17 protein-coding genes are annotated in these 17908 nt (G+C 66.6%); 5 read left to right on the top strand and 12 right to left on the bottom strand.

All coding sequences use genetic code 11. From position 1 onward, the window contains the following. Positions 1-15: 15 nt before the first annotated feature. Positions 16-990, bottom strand: coding sequence for a quinone oxidoreductase family protein (locus tag M1247_RS07805; protein WP_317155723.1), 975 nt, complete (start codon positions 988-990; stop codon positions 16-18). Positions 991-1008: 18 nt separating this feature from the next. Between M1247_RS07805 and M1247_RS07800 the strand changes: the two genes are divergently transcribed. Then, complete coding sequence (locus M1247_RS07800) at positions 1009-1947, top strand: ATP-grasp domain-containing protein (RefSeq protein WP_317155722.1); 939 nt, start codon at positions 1009-1011, stop codon at positions 1945-1947. A 13-nt stretch (positions 1948-1960) separates the two neighbouring features. On the opposite strand, the gene M1247_RS07795 is transcribed toward M1247_RS07800, so the two are convergent. Genes M1247_RS07795 through M1247_RS07770 form a run of 6 tightly spaced genes read right to left on the bottom strand, consistent with a single transcriptional unit; the run spans position 1961 to position 8367 of the window. Beyond that, the gene (locus M1247_RS07795) at positions 1961-3010 is read right to left on the bottom strand and encodes an ABC transporter ATP-binding protein (RefSeq protein ID WP_317155721.1); all 1050 of its coding nucleotides are present in this window, start codon (positions 3008-3010) and stop codon (positions 1961-1963) included. 20 nt (positions 3011-3030) lie between these two features. Next, a complete protein-coding gene (locus M1247_RS07790) occupies positions 3031-3846 on the bottom strand; it encodes a carbohydrate ABC transporter permease (RefSeq protein ID WP_317155720.1) in 816 nt (271 codons plus the stop codon). After that, the gene (locus M1247_RS07785) at positions 3843-4706 is read right to left on the bottom strand and encodes a carbohydrate ABC transporter permease (RefSeq protein ID WP_317155719.1); all 864 of its coding nucleotides are present in this window, start codon (positions 4704-4706) and stop codon (positions 3843-3845) included. The genes M1247_RS07790 and M1247_RS07785 overlap by 4 nt, the downstream gene beginning before the upstream one ends. 40 nt (positions 4707-4746) lie before the next feature. Then, a complete protein-coding gene (locus M1247_RS07780; RefSeq protein ID WP_317155718.1) occupies positions 4747-6057 on the bottom strand; it encodes an ABC transporter substrate-binding protein in 1311 nt (436 codons plus the stop codon). 52 nt (positions 6058-6109) lie between these two features. Beyond that, a complete protein-coding gene (locus M1247_RS07775) occupies positions 6110-6883 on the bottom strand; it encodes an SDR family NAD(P)-dependent oxidoreductase (RefSeq protein ID WP_317155717.1) in 774 nt (257 codons plus the stop codon). Beyond that, the gene (locus M1247_RS07770; RefSeq protein ID WP_317155716.1) at positions 6880-8367 is read right to left on the bottom strand and encodes an FGGY-family carbohydrate kinase; all 1488 of its coding nucleotides are present in this window, start codon (positions 8365-8367) and stop codon (positions 6880-6882) included. Before M1247_RS07770 ends, M1247_RS07775 begins: the two co-directional genes overlap by 4 nt. A 181-nt stretch (positions 8368-8548) precedes the next feature. Between M1247_RS07770 and M1247_RS07765 the strand changes: the two genes are divergently transcribed. Next, positions 8549-9364 (top strand): BtpA/SgcQ family protein, encoded by an 816-nt coding sequence (locus M1247_RS07765; RefSeq protein WP_317155715.1) that lies wholly within the window; start codon positions 8549-8551, stop codon positions 9362-9364. Continuing rightward, positions 9361-10098, top strand: coding sequence for an inositol monophosphatase family protein (locus M1247_RS07760; protein WP_317155714.1), 738 nt, complete (start codon positions 9361-9363; stop codon positions 10096-10098). Before M1247_RS07765 ends, M1247_RS07760 begins: the two co-directional genes overlap by 4 nt. Here M1247_RS07760 and M1247_RS07755 read toward each other — a convergent pair. The 5 genes from M1247_RS07755 to mptB form a co-directional block, all read right to left on the bottom strand. Then, positions 10081-10884: a DeoR/GlpR family DNA-binding transcription regulator gene (locus M1247_RS07755; protein ID WP_317155713.1), complete on the bottom strand. Its 804-nt coding sequence runs from the start codon at positions 10882-10884 to the stop codon at positions 10081-10083. The two genes, M1247_RS07760 and M1247_RS07755, sit on opposite strands and share 18 nt — an antisense overlap. An 86-nt stretch (positions 10885-10970) precedes the next feature. Continuing rightward, positions 10971-11945 (bottom strand): COX15/CtaA family protein, encoded by a 975-nt coding sequence (locus M1247_RS07750; protein ID WP_458695195.1) that lies wholly within the window; start codon positions 11943-11945, stop codon positions 10971-10973. Positions 11946-12088: 143 nt separating this feature from the next. Continuing rightward, entirely contained in the window at positions 12089-12892 is an 804-nt protein-coding gene (locus tag M1247_RS07745; RefSeq protein WP_317155712.1) for an ABC transporter permease, read from the bottom strand. Beyond that, complete coding sequence (locus M1247_RS07740; protein ID WP_317156157.1) at positions 12889-13797, bottom strand: ABC transporter ATP-binding protein; 909 nt, start codon at positions 13795-13797, stop codon at positions 12889-12891. The genes M1247_RS07745 and M1247_RS07740 overlap by 4 nt, the downstream gene beginning before the upstream one ends. Before the next feature lie 119 nt (positions 13798-13916). Then, positions 13917-15593, bottom strand: a complete 1677-nt coding sequence (gene mptB / locus M1247_RS07735; RefSeq protein WP_317155711.1) for a polyprenol phosphomannose-dependent alpha 1,6 mannosyltransferase MptB — start codon at positions 15591-15593, stop codon at positions 13917-13919. A 97-nt stretch (positions 15594-15690) separates the two neighbouring features. On the opposite strand from mptB, the gene M1247_RS07730 reads away from it, so the two are divergent. Together M1247_RS07730 and sufB are read left to right on the top strand one after the other, a co-directional pair. Further along, positions 15691-16464, top strand: a complete 774-nt coding sequence (locus tag M1247_RS07730) for a helix-turn-helix transcriptional regulator (protein WP_317156156.1) — start codon at positions 15691-15693, stop codon at positions 16462-16464. Further along, positions 16461-17891: a Fe-S cluster assembly protein SufB gene (sufB, locus tag M1247_RS07725; RefSeq protein ID WP_317155710.1), complete on the top strand. Its 1431-nt coding sequence runs from the start codon at positions 16461-16463 to the stop codon at positions 17889-17891. Before M1247_RS07730 ends, sufB begins: the two co-directional genes overlap by 4 nt. Positions 17892-17908 lie beyond the last annotated feature (17 nt).

Here is a 17908-nt window from a genome sequence, read left to right as displayed (position 1 = left end):
TCTGCTCCGCGCCCCTCAGGGCATCAGCACGACAGACCCGACGGTTTTGCGACCCTGCAGGTCGGTGTGGGCACGAGCGGCCTCGGCCAGCGCGTAACGGCCGCCAACGGTGATGGTGATCGAACCGTCGGCGATGGCGTTGATCAACTCACCCGCCCGCCAGGAAAATTCGTCGGCCGTGCGGGTGTAGTGAGCCAGCGTCGGGCGGGTCAGGAAGACCGAGCCTGCCGAGTTGAGCCGCTGCGGGTCGACCGGGGGCACCGGTCCGCTGGCCGCGCCGAACAGTGCCAGCGTGCCGCGCACCGCGAGGCTGGCCAAGCTGGCGTCGAACGTCGACGCTCCCACCCCGTCGTACACCGCTGCCACGCCGAGACCGCCGGTGAGATCACGGATCTTCGCGCTGAACTCCGCCGGATCCTCGGGGTATTCGAGGACTTCGACGGCGCCGGCCTGCCGGGACAGTTCGGCCTTCTCGGCAGTGGAGGCGGTGGTGATGACACGGGTTCCCATGCTGGTGGCCCACTGCGTGAGAATCAGCCCGACGCCACCGGCCCCGGCATGCACCAGCACCGTGTCCGACGGTTGAACCGCATAGATGGACTTGATCAGATAGTGCGCCGTCATGCCTTTCAGCAGTGCCGAGGCCACCGCATCCGGCGCGACGCCGTCAGGCACGTAGGCCACGAAATCAGCCGGTGCGACACAGAATTCCGCGTAGGCGCCGGTCGCGTTCGCGGTCACCACCCGGTCACCCACCGAAAGCGCGGCGACGTCGTCACCGATGGCGACCACCGTGCCGCACACCTCGTTGCCGACGACGAACGGCAACTCGCGCGGGTAGAGGCCGGACCGGAAATAGGTGTCGATGAAGTTGACGCCGATCGCCTCGGCTTTGATCAGCACCTCGCCGGGCCCGGCAGTGGGCTCGGCGCGCTCGACGTAATTCAGGACTTCAGGCCCGCCGGTCTCGGCGACTTCGATGACATACACGCCACCTATCATCCACACGTGAAGCTTGCGCGTCCTGACGTGTTCCATCCCCGCATCGTGTTCGCAGGTTGTCCGTCGTTGCCGCAGGGCGACGGCGACGACGACGGACTGGTGCGGGCGCTTCGTCACCGGGGTCTGCACGTGCGCTGGTTGGCCTGGGATGATCCGGCGGCCGCCGACGCGGATCTGGTGGTCCTGCGGGCCACGTGGGATTACGTGGACCGGCTCGAGGAATTCCTGGCGTGGACGCGTTCGGTGCGCAACCTGCTCAATCCGCCGGAACTGGTGGCGTGGAACACCGACAAGCGCTACCTCGTCGACTTGGAGCAGCTGCGGGTGCCGGTGGTGCCCACGCAGTACTTCGAGGTCGACGCGCCGGTGCGGGTGCCCACCGGGGAAGTCGTGGTGAAACCGGCTGTGGGCGCCGGTTCCGCGGGTGCGCAGCGCTTCACCGACGCCGACGCCGCCCTGGCGCACGCCGCGGGACTTCAGGCGCAGGGACGGGCGGTGCTCGTGCAGCCGTACGATCCGCGCATCGCCGACGGTGAGACGGCGCTGGTCTTCCTCAACGGCGAAGAGTCCCACGCGTTCACCAAGGGGCCGATCCTGCCGCCTGCAGGGCAGGAACCCGACTTCGACGAATCGGGCACCTATGCCGAGGAGTCGCTGTCGCCCGCGGATCCCGATGACGCGGTCTGGCGGCTCGGCAGGCTGGCCGTCCACGCGGTGACGCAGCGTTTCGGCATGGCCGCGGAAGACCTGCTGTATGCGCGGGTCGACGTCATCGGCGGACCCGACGACCCACGGTTGCTGGAACTGGAGCTCGTCGAGCCGTCGCTGGGTTTCCGGCAACTCGGAGAGGCCGACCGTGACGAAGCCGAGCGGCGGTTCGCACTCGGAGTCGAGTCAGCTCTGGATCGTTTCGGGCTGGGACCGCTTGCGCATCGACGCCAATAACTTCAGGTGCGGCTCAGCCGGCCAGCCGAACTCCGGTCTTCGCATCGAAGCGGTGAACTTCGCGCGTCGCGAGGTCCACCGTGCTGCCCCAGGTGATGTCGTCGAGTGCTGCGGCCTCCACCACGCTCGTCAACTGCTGGTCGGCGGCGCGAACCGTGACGATCGCGCGGGGGCCGAGCAGTTCGATCAGCTCAACGGTCGCGCTGCCCGTGGCGCTCGGCTTCAGGATCAGGTCGTCGGGCCGCACGCCGAGTGTCACCGCGGTCGCGTCGGGTCCGTCGACAGCGATGCGTACGCCCGATTCGGTCCGCAGTTCACCGGCGATGACGGCGCCGTCGATCAGGTTCATCTTGGGGCTGCCCACGAACGTCGCCACGAACGTGTCGGCCGGCCGCTGGTACACCTCCTCCGGGGGCCCGGCCTGTGCGACGTGGCCGTCGCGCATCACCACGATGCGGTCCGACAGCGTCATGGCCTCTTCTTGATCGTGGGTGACATACAGCGAGGTGATGCCGAGCCGGCGCTGCAGGCGCAGCAGCTCGGTGCGGGTCTCGACGCGCAGCTTGGCATCGAGGTTGCTCAGTGGTTCATCGAACAGGAATACCGAGGGTTCGCGGATGATCGCCCTGCCGATCGCCACCCGCTGCTGTTGACCACCGGACAGGTCCTTGGGCTTGCGTGAGACCAGCGACCCCAACCCGAGTGACTCTGCGATGCCGTCTGCCCGCCTGAGTGCCTCACCGCGGTCGATCCGCTTGGCCCGCAAGGGAAAGGCGATGTTCTCCCGCACCGTCAGGTGGGGGTACAGCGCGTAGTTCTGGAACACCATCGCGATGTCGCGTTCCTTGGGGTCCAGCCCGGTGACGTCGCGGTCGCCGATGTGGATGCTGCCTGAGGTCACCGGTTCGAGCCCGGCCAGCATCCGCAGCGAAGTGGTCTTGCCGCAGCCGGACGGCCCGACCAGGACGGTCATGCTGCCGTCCGCGAGGTCCAGGTCGAGGTCGGCTACCACCGTCGTCGACCCGAACGCCTTGCCGACCTTGGAGAACGTCACCGATGCCATGCGTGTACAACCTCGCTTGTCTAGTACTTGACCGCGCCGCCGCTGATCCCCTGGACCAAGCGTCGCTGGATGAAGAAGCTGGCGATCACGACCGGGATGATCGCGATCATGATCGCGGCGCTCATGGTGCCGATCTGGACGCCGCGGAAGGTGTTGAAGTTGGCGATCGCCACCGGCAGGATCGCGGCGTTACCCGGCGCCAGGATCAGCCCGTAGAACAGGTCGTTCCACGACAGCGTGAAACCGAAGATGGCCGCGGCGCCGATGCCGGGGAACACCTGGGGCAACACCACCAACCTGAAGGCCTGCCAACGGGTGAATCCGTCGACGCGGGCCTGTTCCTCCAGGGACGAGGGCACCGCCTCGAAGAAACCGATCAGAAACCACGTCACCAACGGCAGCACGAAGCTCAGGTGCGCGAAGATCACCGGGAACACGGTGTCGGTCAGCCGCAGCGCGTGCGCCATAGTGAGGAACGGAAACACCATCACCGCGGGCGGAACGACCTGGGCGGCCAGCATGCCGAACCGGGTCAACGAACCGCCTGCCCGATATTTGGCGATCACGTAGGCGCCCATGCTGCCGACGACCAGGCTGATGCTCACGGTGATGACGCCGACCAGGGCACTGCGGCCTGCGGCGGCGAACACACCCGAGTGCAGCACGGCACGCCAGTTGTCCATCGTCGGGGCGAAGGCGATCAGGAACGGTTCGGACATCTGGGCGGGCGTCTTGAAACTCGCCAGTGCCACCCAGATGATCGGGAACAGGACGAACACGAACGCCGCGGTCAGTACCGCCTTGCGGATGATCTCCAGAGCGCCGGGACGGCTCATCGGGCGGTGTCTCCTTCCCGATTGCGCTCCATCGCGCGGAACGCCACCACGATCACTGCCAGTACCAGCACCAGCACGATGAAGGCCATGGCGCTGGCCTGGGCGAGTCGGAAGAACTGGATGCCTTCGAGATACATGTAGTACTGCAAGGTCTGGGTCTCGGTGCCGGGACCACCGCGCGTCGTGGCGTAGACATACTCGAACACCCGCAGCGCGTCCAGGCCGCGCAGCAGCACGGCCACCGTGAGCACCGGCGCGAGCATCGGGATCAGGACCCGGCGCAACCGGTAGACCGGCCCCGCACCATCGACGCGGGCGGCTTCCATGGGTTGTTTGGGCATCGATTCCAGCCCGGCCAGGATCAGCAGCACCATGAACGGTGTCCACTGCCAGATGTCGATGAATGCCAGGGTGAACAGGGCCCGTCCGGCACCGAAGAAATCGTAGTCGGCACCGACCGCGTGCAAGAGCGCAGGCACGGCGCCGATCTGGTCGTTGAGCAGGAACCGGAAGATCAGCCCGACTGCGATCGGGGTGATGAACATGGGCGCCAGCACAATTGCGCGGGACAGGTCTTTGGCCCACCGCTGTTGATGCAGCGCCAGGGCGAGGGCGAAACCGATCACCAGCTCACCGCAGACCGCGATCACGACGTAACCCGCGGTGGTGGCGAAGGCTTCCCAGAAGGCCGGATTGGACAGTGCGCCCGTGAAGTTGGAGATGCCGACGAACGCGGGTGGTTGCCGGTCGGTGAGTTTGTAATCGGTGACGGCAAGGTAGGCCGCATAACAGAGCGGGAATCCGACGGCCACACCGAAGAGGGCCAGCAGCGGCATGAGCATGCCGTATTTGAACTTCATCTGTGCACCTCTGCGATGTTGACCGTCGGATTCCCCACTGTCACTGCTGGATCCGCTCCACTGCAGCCTGGGCGTCGCGCAGCGCATCGGCGACGCTCTTGTTGCCCGCGGCGGCATCGTTCAACTCGGTGCCCACGGCCTGGATCATCTCCTCACCGCCCTTGCCTTCGGACAGCGGGGCGGCGTTCTGGAGGATCTCGCCGACCGTCTTGTAGTAATCCGCACCGTATCCGTCGGCCAGTACCTTCTCGTCGGTCAGCGAGCTCTGCCGGATCACCGCACCGCCGTCGGCCACGCGCTGCGCGTCGACATCGGGGGAGGTGACCCATGATGCGAACGCCCACGCGGCGTCAGGGGCGCCTGAGTTGGCCGGAATCGCCCAGCTCCACAGGCCCAGTGCCGACTTACCACCGGGAATGGCGGCGAGTTCGAACTGGCCGGCCAGCGGGCCGGAGGCACCTGCCGGGTCGTTGAGCGCGGGCAGGTTCCAGTTGTAGCCGATCATGGAGGCGGCCTTACCACCCGAGACCGAACGGAATGCCTCGTCGAAACCCCACGACAGGCTGTTGGCCGGGGCGGCCGTGCGGTATGTGTCGATGTAGGCGTTGAGCGCCCGGGCAGCCTGCTCGGTGTTCAGCGTGGGCTTACCGTCCTTGTCGTAGATCGAGCCGCCTGCCGCGAACAGCCAGTTCGCCCATTCTTCGAAGATCTTGTAGCCGCGCTGGGGCTGCATGGCGATGCCGGCACCGTCAGCAGTCTTGAGCCGCTGCGAGGTGGACACCAGAGCGTCCAGATCCCGGGGCACCGACAGACCGGCACCGGCCAGATCCTTGGTGTTGTAGATGTAACCCAGGGCGTAGTTGTAGAACGGCACACCGTACGTGGTTCCGTCGACGTCGGTGATCGCGGTCAGTGACGGGAAGAAGTCATCCGGCCGGTAATCGGTGGTCGAGGCGATCCGGTCGCCCAACGGTTCCAGGAAGCCGGCCGCCGCGAAATCGTCCATCCACGGGTTGTCCACCACGATCAGATCGTAGGCGGGTTCAGCGGACTGGAACGACGACACCAGCCGGTCACGCATCTGGTCGAACGTCATGGTCTCGATCTGGACCTCGACACCCGGGTACTTCTGATTGAACTGTCCGACAAGAGTTTTCACGATGTCGGTATCGGGAACGTTCTCCATCAACACCCGTACGGTCGCGTTGGTGTCGGTGGGTACGTCGCCAAGGCCGGATGATGCCTGCTCATTGCCCGAGCCACCAGTGCCGGCGCAGCCCGCGAGCACGAGCCCGGCGGTGACAGCGATCGCCGACACCCAGCGGCGCCGGCGGAACGTCGGAATTTTCATCTGTTCTCACTCTCCTGATTTGACTCGTGCGGTATGAGATCCATCGGTCCGGTCAGTCCATGTATGCGCCGCCGTTGACAGACAGTGCTTCTCCGGTGATGAACCGGGCATCCTCGGAGACCAGGAACGTCACCGCACGGGCGACGTCGTCGGGCGTTTGCAGTCGGCCAAGGGGGGTGGCGTCGATCCAGGACTGGCGCACGCCGTCCGGCGTCGAGCTGCTGAGACTCGCCTCCCATTCCAATTCACGCGACTGCATCGGGGTGGCCACAAAGCCGGGGCACACACTGTTGACCGTGATGCCATGTGCGGCAAGCTCATAGGCCATCGCCTGGGTCAGGCCCAGCACGCCGAACTTCGAGGCTACGTAGTCGGCCAGGAACGGCACCCGGCCCTGCTTGGCCGCCATCGATGCGGTGTTGACGATGGTGCCGCGGGCGCCTGTGCGGATCATTGCGCGGGCAGCGGCCTGCCCGCAGAAGAAGACGCCCTTGAGGTTGATCTGGAGGCTGCGATCGAGCTGTTCGGGCGACACGTCGACAAAGCTGGCCATCGCCGAGATGCCGGCATTGCTGACCCAGGCGTGCAGGCCGAGCCGGTCGGCGACGTCGTCGGCCACCGCGGTGGCGCGCGCCGGATCGGTCACGTCGAGCGTCGTTGTCTCGTGTCCATCGCCGGTGAGCCCGGCCAGCGTCTGCTCGGCGGCCGCGGAGTCGACGTCGGTGACCACCACCCGCCATCCGCGCTCGGACAGTGTGGTGGCGATCGCCCGGCCGATGCCGGAGCCTGCGCCGGTGACAACGGCGGTACGGGTGTTCTGGGTCATGAGCGGGCCTTTCGTGCGAGTCGGTGGGAAACGGGGGTGAGGACTTCGCCGAGCGTGCGCCATTCGGTGTAGGCGTCGCGGTAGCGCTCGACGTTGCGGGGATCCGGGGTGACCGCGTCGCCGAGAGTGCGGAACCGCTCGGTGCTTTCCCAGTCGTCGAGGATGCCCACTCCGACCGCCGCGATCACGGCCGCCCCCAGCGATGCGCCGGGATGACCGATGATCGGTGACAGCGGGGTGCCGAGCACGTCGGCGAGGATCTGCTTCCACAGCACGGAGCGACTGCCGCCGTTGGTGACGAGTGCGCGCTCCAGCGGCACCCCCATCGAGGCGAATACCTCGGTGTGATGCTTGAAGCCGAACGCGATCGCTTCCAACACCGCGCGGTACATGTCGGCCCGGTTGTGCGCGAGGTCCAGGCCGACGAACGCGCCCCGCAGGTCGGTGTCGTGCAGCGGGCTCTTCTCGCCCAGAAAGTAGGGCAGGCACAGTACTTCGGCCGGTGCGCGGTCGGCGGCCTCCTCGTCGAGTTGGAGCAGGTCAATACCGCCGGACAGCGCCTGGAACCACCGGATCAGGCTGCCGCTGGTCGCCATGCAGCCGTTGGGCAGCCATTGTCCGGGCACCGGATGCGCGTCGAGGTAGAGCCGGGCGTCGATCACCGGCCGGTCGGTGGCGGCCAGGATATCGCCTGCGCCACCGAGTTTCACAAGCCAATCACCGGCGGTGTTGATGCCGGCGGCGTATGCGGACAGCACGTGATCGGCACCTCCGACGTGCAGAGGCAGTCCACGCGGCAATCCCGTGGTCTCGGCGGCCTCGGCGCTGAGCTGCCCGACCTCGGTACCCGGTGCGCGGATCGGCGGCACCAGTTCGGGGGCCAGATCGGCAGCGGTGAACATCGGGCCGAACGCGCGGCCGGCGATGGTGCCGAAGCCCGATTCGATCGCCCAGTTCAGTTCGACGTGCGGTGTGGCGCCCAGCGCCATGAGCACCCAGTCATACGATCCGACGAGATGTTCGGTGGCTTTCCAGGTGTCGGGCTCGTGGCGGCGCAGCCACATTGCGGTGGGCGCGACCGACTGCTGGGTGATCGCCGAACCGGTCGCGGCCAGTGTGCCGGCGTCGTCGATCACCGTCTTGAGTTCGTCGATCTCCACGGTGGCACGCGCATCGTTCTGGAGCATCGCGCGGCGTACCGGCGTGCCGGTGCTGTCGATGGGCACCACCGCAGGAACCATTCCGGTGGTGGACAGCGCACGGATGTCGGCGGGGGAGACCCCCGACTCGGCAAGGACCTGGCGAATGGTGGCGTGCGTGTTGGCAAGCCATTGCGCGGGGTCCGCCTCGGCCTGTCCGGGAGCGTCCGCGTACAGCGTGCTCTCTCGTGAGGCCTGAGCCACGATTCGGGCGTTCTCGACATCGATCAGGACCGTTTTGGTGCCCGTGGTGCCGATGTCGACGCCGATCGTGAACTGCGGCATTCCGTCCCTTTCCGGTTGTGTGGGTGATGTGGTGCTCGCGGCTGCGGTGGCCATCACAGTAGCGCTTGTCTGTTAGATTCTCACACGTTATGTGCCGGAGTCACGTAATCTCACAGAAATCGATACGTTGACTGTTATTAAATAACACCGGCTTCAGAAGACGGACGACCGAGAGGTTCCCATGACGAGTTGGCTCGATGACGTGTTCGGAGTGCGTAAGCCTGTGATCGCGATGCTTCACCTGGCTGCGCTGCCGGGTGACCCCGGCTTCGACTCGGCTGCCGGGATCCGTGCGGTGGTCGACCGGGCCAAGGGTGAGCTCGCCGCGCTGCAGGAGGGCGGTGTTGACGGAGTCATGGTGTCCAACGAATTCAGCCTGCCGTACCTGACCGAGACGGAACCGATCACCGCGATCACGATGGCGCGCGTCATCGGCGAACTGCTGCCGGAGTTCTCGGTGCCCTACGGCGTGAATGTGTTGTGGGACGGCCGCGCGTCGATCGACCTGGCGGTCGCGACCGGCGCGCAGTGGGTGCGTGAGATCTTCACCGGCGTCTACGCCAGCGACTTCGGCTTGTGGAACACCAACGTCGGCGCGGTGACGCGGCACCGTCACCGCGTCGGCGGCGACGGGGTGAAGCTGTTGTTCAACATCGTCCCGGAGTCGGCGGCGTATCTGGTCAACCGGGATCTCGCATCGATCACCGCGACCACGGTCTTCGCCACCAAGCCCGATGCGATCTGTGTCTCGGGGTTGACGGCGGGCGCATCGACCGATTCACAGGCGCTGCAAGTGGTGAAGAATGCTGCCGGGGCGGTACCCGTGTTCGTCAACACCGGTGTGCGGGCCCACAATGCGGCCGAGCAGTTGAGCATCGCCGACGGCGCGATCGTCGGAACGTACTTCAAGCAGGACGGTGTGTTCGAGAATCGCGCCGTGGCGTCACGGGCTACCGAGTTGATGGACGCCGTCAAAAAATTCCGCACCTCGCTGTGACCGAGGAACTGCGCCGACTTGCGGTGGACGCGGCCCGGCACGGAGCAGGCGTATGCCTGCGCCGGCTGGGTGAGCCACTCCAGGTCGCCACCAAGAGCTCGGCGGGCGACGTCGTCACCGCGGTGGATCGCGCCGCTGAAGAGGCGGTGCGTGCGGTGCTTCTCGACGCTCGGCCCGACGATTCCGTGCTCGGAGAAGAGCTTCCCGAGCAGCGCGGTATCGGTGAGCTGCAATGGGTGATCGATCCGTTGGATGGCACCACCAACTTCACGCGGCGTATCCCGTACTTCGCGACTTCGGTCGCGGTACGGCGCATCGACGACGGCCGCTGGTTGGCGGGCGCGGTCAGCGCGCCGGCGCTGGGCACCACCTGGAGCGCCGCGGCCAATGCGGGCGCGCGCATCGACTCAGCGGGAATCCGTGCCGAATTGCCGCTTCCGGTGCCAGATTCCACGGTGCGGCTGCTTGGTACCGGGCTGTCCTACGATCCCGGCCATCGGCGGCGTCAGCTGCGCGACCTCGGTTCGCTGTTGAGTGACTACACCGATATGCGTCGATTCGGGGCTGCGGCCATAGATCTGTGTCTGGTGGCGCAGGGCAGTCTTGATGCGTTCGTCGAGGACGACCTCGCTGAACACGACTGGGCTGCAGGTGCACTGATCGCGCAGGAGGCCGGTGCACAGGTGCGGCGCCCCGGCGCGGGCAGCGGGGTGCTCTCAGCGCGCTGGTGTTGACCGCGCTGCGTTGACACACACCACCTCGACACCGGCCGCGCGTAGCGTCTCGAGCGTGGGATGGGTCGGTGAGCCGTCGGTGACCAGGGTCGAAATCGCGGTTACCGGAGCGACATTGATCAATTGCACCCGGCCCAGTTTGGTGGCGTCGGCGGCCACGATCACGCGGTCGGCCGAGCGCATCGCCGCCTGTTTCACGTTGCCTTCCTCGCGGTGGTACTCCGAGGCCCCCCGCCGGCCGTCGACACCTGCGATGCCCATCACGTAGGTGTCGCAGTTGTAACGCAGATAGAAGTCTTCGGCCTCGGCACCGATCAGGCTCAATTCGCCGGGACGTACTTTGCCGCCGGTGAGCAGGATCGTCGTATCGGCCTCGTCGGCGAGTTCGACGGCCACGAGCACACTGGGCGTGATGACCGTCAGACCGAGGTTGCGTCCCTTGATGGCGCGCGCCACGGCCAACACGGTGCTGCCGCTGTCGAGGATCACCGTTTCCTGCGGAGTCAACAGGTCCGCGACGGCGCGCGCGATGTGCAGTTTCTCGTCTGCGGACTCGGCAGCCCGTGCGGCGAAAGACGGTTCGGTCGACTTGCCACCGAACGCGATCGCCCCGCCGAGCACCCGCCGTGCGACGCCCTGGTCTTCCAATCGTTCGATGTCGCGGCGGATTGTCATCTCCGAGACCCCGAACTCGTCTGCGAGGCTGGCGAAATCCACCTCGCGGTCGGTGTCGATACGCGCCGCGATCGCCGCCCGCCGCGTGTGAGCGCTCAAGCCGGGTGCCATGCGCACAGCCTAGGCGAATTTTGTGAATTGTTCACAATAATCACAGCCTTACGGCGAATTTTTGTGCAGCTGGGCGAGTTTTGTGATCAGGAAACAGGATGAGCAGCTAGGAATTCGGCGGAGGATGCTGTGCGCTCACGCATCGACGCCCATAGCGCCGCGGTCGCCGCCGTGCACGCGGCCGCGCCTGCGACGTGGACGGCCACCAGCGCGGCGGGCACCCCGGTGAAGAACTGCACGGCCCCGACCGTGCCCTGGGCGGCCACAAGGACGATCAGCACCGTAAGCCTGACCATGATCGGCCGGTCGGCCCGTACTGCGGTGAGCGCGAAGCCCAGCGCGACCACCAGCGACAGGTAGGCCACCAGCAGCGACGAGTGCATGTGCACCAGGGTGGTGACCTCCACCTGCAGGCGCGGCACCACCCGGTCCAGGCTCTTGTCCCCGGCATGCGGTCCGGCCCCGGTGACCAGGGTTCCGGTGACAAGCACCGCGGCCAGTACGACGCCGCTCAATGCGGTCAACAGGCGCAAGGGTTTCGGCGCCGCCGGGGCGCTGACGCCGTCATCGGGCTGGCCGATCTTCACGTACAGCAGCACCGCGAGCCACACCATCGACATCGATGCCAGGAGGTGGATGGCCACGGTCCACCACAGCAGTCCGGTGAGCACGGTGATGCCGCCGATGATCGCCTGCACCACCGTGGAGGCGGGCATCAGCCACGCGTAGATCAGCACTTCGCGTCGGCGTCGCGCCCGGGTTACGGCCAGCACCGCAGCGATCGCGGTCAGCACGACGAGGAACGTGACCATGCGGTTGCCGAATTCGACCGCCTGGTGCACGACGGCGACCTCGGCGTGGGGGACCGGGGTGAAGCTGCCGGGGAAGCACTGCGGCCAGGTGGGGCAGCCCAGCCCGGAGGCGGTGACGCGGACGATGGCGCCGGTGACGGCGATTCCGCCCTGGGTCAGGATCACCAGGAACGCGATGATGCGCTGCGCCCGTTGGCTGGGCAGGGGCAGCAGGTCGACCAATCGCAGAAAAACCCGTCCGACGGACACGGCCTGATCGTAGAGGACGGGCAACTACGGGTTGTAGTAGGGCTGCCACTCCCGCGGAACTGCATTCCCGGTCGCTACCACGCGGCCTTTACAACCGGGAACGCAGTTCCGCGGGCGGGATGCCGCTCCGCGGCGGGCGGGCGTCAGGTGAAGCGGAACCACCGCAGCGCGCACACCGCTGCGACCGCGCCCCATACCGCGAGCACGGCCAGACCGAACCAGTCCACCGAGACCGTCATCGCCTGAGACAGCGCTTCGGTCAGCGCACCCGACGGGGTCAGCCGCGCAGCCCAGGCCACTGCCGTGGGTACAGCCTGACCCTCCAGGGTGAGTGCGCCGAACCCGGCGAAGATGAACCACAGCAGGTTGGCCAGCGCGAGCACGATCTCGGAGCGCAGGGTGCCGCCGAGCAGCAGTCCCAGTGCAGCGAACACGGCTGTGCCCAGCGCAATGATCACCGCACCCATCGCCAGGCCGGCCAGCTGTGGTCGCCATCCCAGCGCAATACCGATGGCGCCCAACAGGATCGACTGCAGAAAGACCACGGTCACCACGGCCAGTGACTTGCCTGCGATGATTCCCCAGACCGGCAACGCGGTCGCGCCGAGCCGTTTGAGTGCGCCGTACCGTCGGTCGAAGGCCACCGCGATGGCCTGGCCGGTGAATGCTGTGGAGATCACCGCCAACGCCATGATGGCGGGGGCGAATGTCCCGGCCCGGTCATCGCCGAACGAGCCGAGCGGCATCAGCGTCAGGCCGACCAGCAGCGTGATCGGAATGAACATGGTCAGCAACAGCTGCTCGCCATTGCGCAGCAGCAGGCGTAGTTCCAGCCCGAACTGTGCGGCCAGCATCTTCGGTACGGCAGCCGGCCGTGGGTCGGGGGCAAAGGTGCCGGCCGCGAACCGATTGTCCGGTGCGTTGCGCGCTCCGCCGTATCCGCTCATCCCCGCAGCTCCCGTCCGGTCAGGTCGAGGAAGACATCCTCCAGGCTCCGCTGCTCCACCTGCATATCGGTGGCCAACACGTTGAGCCGGGCACACCAGGCGGTCACGGTCGCGAGCACCTGCGGATCGATATGGCCCTCGACCAGGTACACGCCCGGCGCAGTCTCGGTTGCCTTGTAGTTCTCCGGCAGTGCGGACACCAGCAGCGACAGGTCGAGCATGCGGGGTGCACTGAACCGCAACTGGTTCTCCGCACCGCTGCGCATCAGTTCGGCTGGTGTGCCGGTGGCAACCGGCACACCGTGATCGATGATCATGATGCGGTCGGCGAGTTCCTCGGCCTCGGTGAGCTGATGGGTGGTCAACACCACCGTCACACCGTCGCGGCGTAGCGCATCGATCAATTCCCACACCACAATTCGGGCATGCGCGTCCATGCCGGCGGTTGGTTCGTCCAGGAAGACCAACTCGGGTCTGCCGACCACGGCACAGGCCAGCGCCAGTCGCTGCTGCTGGCCACCGGACAACCGGCGGTAGGTGGTGCGGGCAGAGTCGGTCAGACCCAGGGTGTCCATCAGCCACGCCGGATCCAGCGGGTTGGCTGCGTAGGACGCAACGAGGTCGAGCATCTCGCCGGCGCGCGCAGCCGGGTAGCCACCGCCGCCCTGCAGCATGACCCCGATCCGTTCACGCAATTGGGCGTTGTCGCCAACCGGGTCGAGCCCGAGGATCCTGATCTCGCCCCCGTCGGGTCGGATGAAGCCCTCGCACATCTCGACCGTGGTGGTTTTACCGGCGCCGTTCGGCCCGAGCAGCGCCAGTACCTCGGACTGCTGCACATCGAGGTCGAGGTTGGAGACCGCAGTCGTCGAGCCGTAGTGCTTGGTGACGCTGCGTAGTAACACGGGGGGTTCCGACGAGCGCTTGCGCGAGGAGCCGATGGGTTCCGACGAGCGCTTGCGCGAGGAGCCGATGGGTTCCGACGAGCGCTTGCGCGAGGGGTCGTCGGTGCCGGAACGCGAGGTCACGGGGATTCAGCGTAGGCGTCGGGCGGCTTGGCCGGTGCTGCCGGTGGTTCCGGTGGGGTTTCGGGCAGCTTGCGCCACGGCAGCCGGTAGTAGGTCAGACCGATCAAGATCAGCACGATGACGGCGCTGGCGAGGGTGGCCATGATGATTTGGAACAGGGTGAATCGGTCGCCGTTCGCTGTCGGTCCGAAAATGCCGACGACGAGCGTGACCGCGATCGTGGCGCCGCGGAATCCGGGTCGGGTGGCCCAGGCGGCCAGCGGAATGATGGCCCACAGCAGGTACCAGGGCTGCACCACCGGGGCCAGCAGCACGGTGGCGCCCAGGGCCACGCCGAGCCCGCCGACCGGGTGCAGGCGTCCGCGCAGTACCGCGATCAGTAGCCAGGTGACCAGTATCGCGATAATCGTCACGCCGATCGCGCGGGTGAGCGCCAGTACCGCGGTGGTGTGATCACCTAGCCCCAGCAGGATGCCGACCTGCCCGGTGCCGAGGGCCAGCAGCGTCGGCGGTGACATCCAGCTGCGTACGACGTTCGCGGTGCCCAGGGTGAAGATCCAGCCGAACCCGAGGCCGCTGGCCCACCCGATGATCGCCATGACTGCCAGCGACACCACCCCCAGCGACGTGCTTGCCAGCAGGAACGCCTTGAGGGTTCCGCCCCAGCGCCAGGCAAGTGCCATCGCGACGAAGCCGAGTGCCAGCAGGGACGGGAGTTTGACCTGGCTGGACATGGTGATCAGCACGGCCCCGAGCAGCAGCATTGCCATCGGTAGCCAGCGTTCCCAGTCGTCGTGACCGCGGGGCCAGGACAGCGGCCGGGGCAGCAGCGGCCGCGACGCATCGATCCCGCGTAGTGCGAACTCGGTGCCTGCGAGCATCAGGCCCAGCATCAGCGCCTCGTTGTGGATGCCTGCCACCAGGTGCATGAACAACAGCGGATTGCACGGGCCCAGCCACAACGCGCTCACCTCGGCCACGCCGCAGCGGCGGGCCAGTCGGGGAGTGGCCCACACGATCATGCCGACGCCGAGCAGCACGATCAGCCGGTGGCACATCACGGCGGCGACGATGTTTTCCCCGGTCAGGGCCGATACGCCTTTGCCGATCCACAGGAACAGCGGTCCGTAGGGCGCAGGGGTTTCGCGCCAGAGGCTTGGCACAGACAGTGTGAAGACGTGGTCGAGACCCAGTCCGGTCGCCGGACCGACCCGAAACGGGTCGAGCCCGAGCAGCGAGATCTCGCTCTGGGCCAGGTAGGAGTAGACGTCCTTGCTGTACATCGGTGGGGCGATGAGCAGCGGTATCGCCCACAGCAGCAGGGTGCGGTCCATCTGGCTGCGCGACATGCGTCGGGGGCCCAGCGCGAACCGGCCGAGCATCAGCCAGGCCAGCGCCATCATCACCGCACCGGTGGTGGTCATGGTCAGCGACACTGTCTGGATACGGGAGGGCAGGTTGAGCAGCCGCACGCCGAATGTCGGATCCTGGACCACGGGACGGGCGCCTGCACCGAGCGCGCCGATTGCCATCAGGACGGTGCCCGTGGCGCCGAACAACCTGGTGCGCCGCATCGCGACGACTTCAGCGGCGTTGAGTGGCGTTCCCACCGTGCGTTCGTCACCGTGCCACCGGGCGATCGACGAGCTGAAGGACGACAGGCGGGTAGCCATCAGAGCAGCGTAACCGCAGGGTGGTTATGGCCCCCGTCACGTAAGGGTGCCCTTGCTAGAACCCGCGGCTTAATTCCGTCACAATGGTGTTGTGAAAATGCGTCGAGGGACTACGAACGCGGCCGCGGCCGGTTCGTCGGCTCCTGTCGGCGACGAGGTCGTGCCGGTGTCCGATGGCCAGACCCGGCGCACGATCATCAGGCTACTGCTGCAGGGCCCCGTCACCGCCGGCCAGATCGGCGAGCGGCTCGGCATCTCGGCGGCCGGTGTGCGCCGGCACCTCGACGCCCTCATCGAAGCCGGCGACGCGCAGGCCAGCGCCGCCGCCTCGTGGCAGCACAGTGGGCGTGGGCGGCCTGCCAAGCGTTACCAGCTGACCGCTGCCGGTCGGGCCAAGCTCGACCACACCTATGACGACCTCGCGGTGGCCGCGATCCGGCAATTGCGGGAGATCGGTGGCAAGGATGCGGTCCGCACTTTCGCGCGGCGTCGCATCGACACCATCCTGGCGGGAGTAACCGAGGGCCAGGGCGACGTTGCACAAACCGCGGACCGGGTGGCGGCAGCGCTGACCCGGGCCGGCTATGCGACCACCACGACACCGGTGAGCGGGCCGATCCACGGAGTTCAGATCTGTCAGCATCACTGCCCGGTGTCGCACGTGGCCGAGGAGTTCCCGGAGCTGTGCGAGACGGAGAGCGAAGCGTTCGCCGAGATCCTGGGCACCCACGTGCAGCGGCTGGCCACCATCGTCAACGGGGATTGTGCCTGTACCACCCACGTTCCACTCGATCTCGACAACTCAGCAGATGTTCGGAGCTCAGCCCGCGACCGAACCGAAACCACGATCAACCAAGGAGCGGCGACATGACCATCACGCCCGAAACGCAACTGACCCAGGAAGAGACGATCGCCTCGCTGGGCAAGTACGGCTATGGCTGGTCGGATTCGGACGTCGCGGGAGCCAGCGCGCAGCGTGGCCTATCCGAAGCGGTCGTGCGTGATATCTCCGCCAAGAAGAGCGAACCGGACTGGATGCTGGAAAGCCGGCTGAAGGCACTGCGCACGTTCGACAAGAAGCCGATGCCGAACTGGGGTTCCAACCTCGAGGGCATCCACTTCGACAACATCAAGTACTTCGTGCGCTCCAGCGAGAAGCAGGCCGCGACGTGGGATGACCTGCCCGCCGATATCAAGAACACCTACGACAAGCTGGGCATCCCGGAGGCCGAGAAGCAGCGCCTGGTGTCCGGTGTCGCGGCGCAGTACGAATCCGAGGTCGTCTACCACTCCATCCGTGAGGATCTGGAGGCCCTCGGCGTCATCTTCCTGGACACCGACACCGCGCTCAAGGAGCACCCCGAGCTCTTCAAGCAGTACTTCGGCACGGTGATCCCGGCCGGGGACAACAAGTTCTCGGCGCTCAACACCGCGGTGTGGTCGGGTGGTTCGTTCATCTACGTGCCGCCGGGCGTGCACGTCGACATCCCGCTGCAGGCCTACTTCCGGATCAACACCGAGAACATGGGCCAGTTCGAGCGGACGCTGATCATTGTCGACGAGGGTGCCTATGTGCACTACGTCGAAGGCTGTACGGCGCCGATCTACAAGAGCGACTCGCTGCACTCGGCGGTCGTGGAGATCATCGTCAAGCCCGGTGGTCGGTGCCGCTACACGACCATCCAGAACTGGTCGAACAACGTCTACAACCTGGTCACCAAGCGCGCCCGCGCCGAGGCAGGTGCCACCATGGAGTGGATCGACGGCAACATCGGCTCCAAGGTCACGATGAAGTACCCCGCTGTGTGGATGACCGGCGAGCACGCCAAGGGCGAGGTGCTCTCGGTGGCATTCGCCGGCGAGGGCCAGCATCAGGACACCGGTGCCAAAATGCTGCATCTGGCACCGAATACGTCGTCCAACATCGTGTCGAAGTCAGTGGCCCGTGGTGGCGGCCGGTCGTCCTACCGCGGCCTGATCCAGATCAACAAGGGGGCACACGGATCGCGCTCCAGCGTGAAATGTGATGCGCTGCTTGTCGATACGATCAGCCGCTCCGACACCTACCCGTACGTCGACATCCGTGAGGACGACGTCACGATGGGCCACGAGGCCACGGTGTCCAAGGTCAGCGCGGATCAGCTGTTCTACCTGATGAGCCGCGGGCTCACCGAGGACGAGGCCATGGCGATGGTGGTGCGCGGGTTCGTCGAGCCCATCGCCAAGGAACTGCCGATGGAGTACGCGCTGGAGCTCAACCGGCTGATCGAGCTGCAGATGGAAGGCGCGGTCGGCTGATGGGGCGAGCGAAGCGA

The organism is Mycobacterium appelbergii (genome assembly GCF_032883035.1).
Classification (GTDB): Bacteria; Actinomycetota; Actinomycetes; order Mycobacteriales; family Mycobacteriaceae; genus Mycobacterium; species Mycobacterium appelbergii.
The sequence above is the reverse complement of the archived record's forward strand: the minus strand, read 5'-3'. Positions and strand labels throughout refer to the sequence as shown.

Bases quoted from the DNA above. Each gene is read 5' to 3' on its own strand.
- M1247_RS07795 (WP_317155721.1), bottom strand. From the start codon at position 3,010: ATGGCATCGGTGACGTTCTCCAAGGTCGGCAAGGCGTTCGGGTCGACG.
- M1247_RS07790 (WP_317155720.1), bottom strand. From the start codon at position 3,846: ATGAGCCGTCCCGGCGCTCTGGAGATCATCCGCAAGGCGGTACTGACC.
- M1247_RS07785 (WP_317155719.1), bottom strand. From the start codon at position 4,706: ATGAAGTTCAAATACGGCATGCTCATGCCGCTGCTGGCCCTCTTCGGT.
- M1247_RS07780 (WP_317155718.1), bottom strand. From the start codon at position 6,057: ATGAAAATTCCGACGTTCCGCCGGCGCCGCTGGGTGTCGGCGATCGCT.
- M1247_RS07775 (WP_317155717.1), bottom strand. From the start codon at position 6,883: ATGACCCAGAACACCCGTACCGCCGTTGTCACCGGCGCAGGCTCCGGC.
- M1247_RS07770 (WP_317155716.1), bottom strand. From the start codon at position 8,367: ATGCCGCAGTTCACGATCGGCGTCGACATCGGCACCACGGGCACCAAA.
- M1247_RS07765 (WP_317155715.1), top strand. From the start codon at position 8,549: ATGACGAGTTGGCTCGATGACGTGTTCGGAGTGCGTAAGCCTGTGATC.
- M1247_RS07755 (WP_317155713.1), bottom strand. From the start codon at position 10,884: ATGGCACCCGGCTTGAGCGCTCACACGCGGCGGGCGGCGATCGCGGCG.
- M1247_RS07745 (WP_317155712.1), bottom strand. From the start codon at position 12,892: ATGAGCGGATACGGCGGAGCGCGCAACGCACCGGACAATCGGTTCGCG.
- mptB (WP_317155711.1), bottom strand. From the start codon at position 15,593: ATGGCTACCCGCCTGTCGTCCTTCAGCTCGTCGATCGCCCGGTGGCAC.
- M1247_RS07730 (WP_317156156.1), top strand. From the start codon at position 15,691: ATGCGTCGAGGGACTACGAACGCGGCCGCGGCCGGTTCGTCGGCTCCT.
- sufB (WP_317155710.1), top strand. From the start codon at position 16,461: ATGACCATCACGCCCGAAACGCAACTGACCCAGGAAGAGACGATCGCC.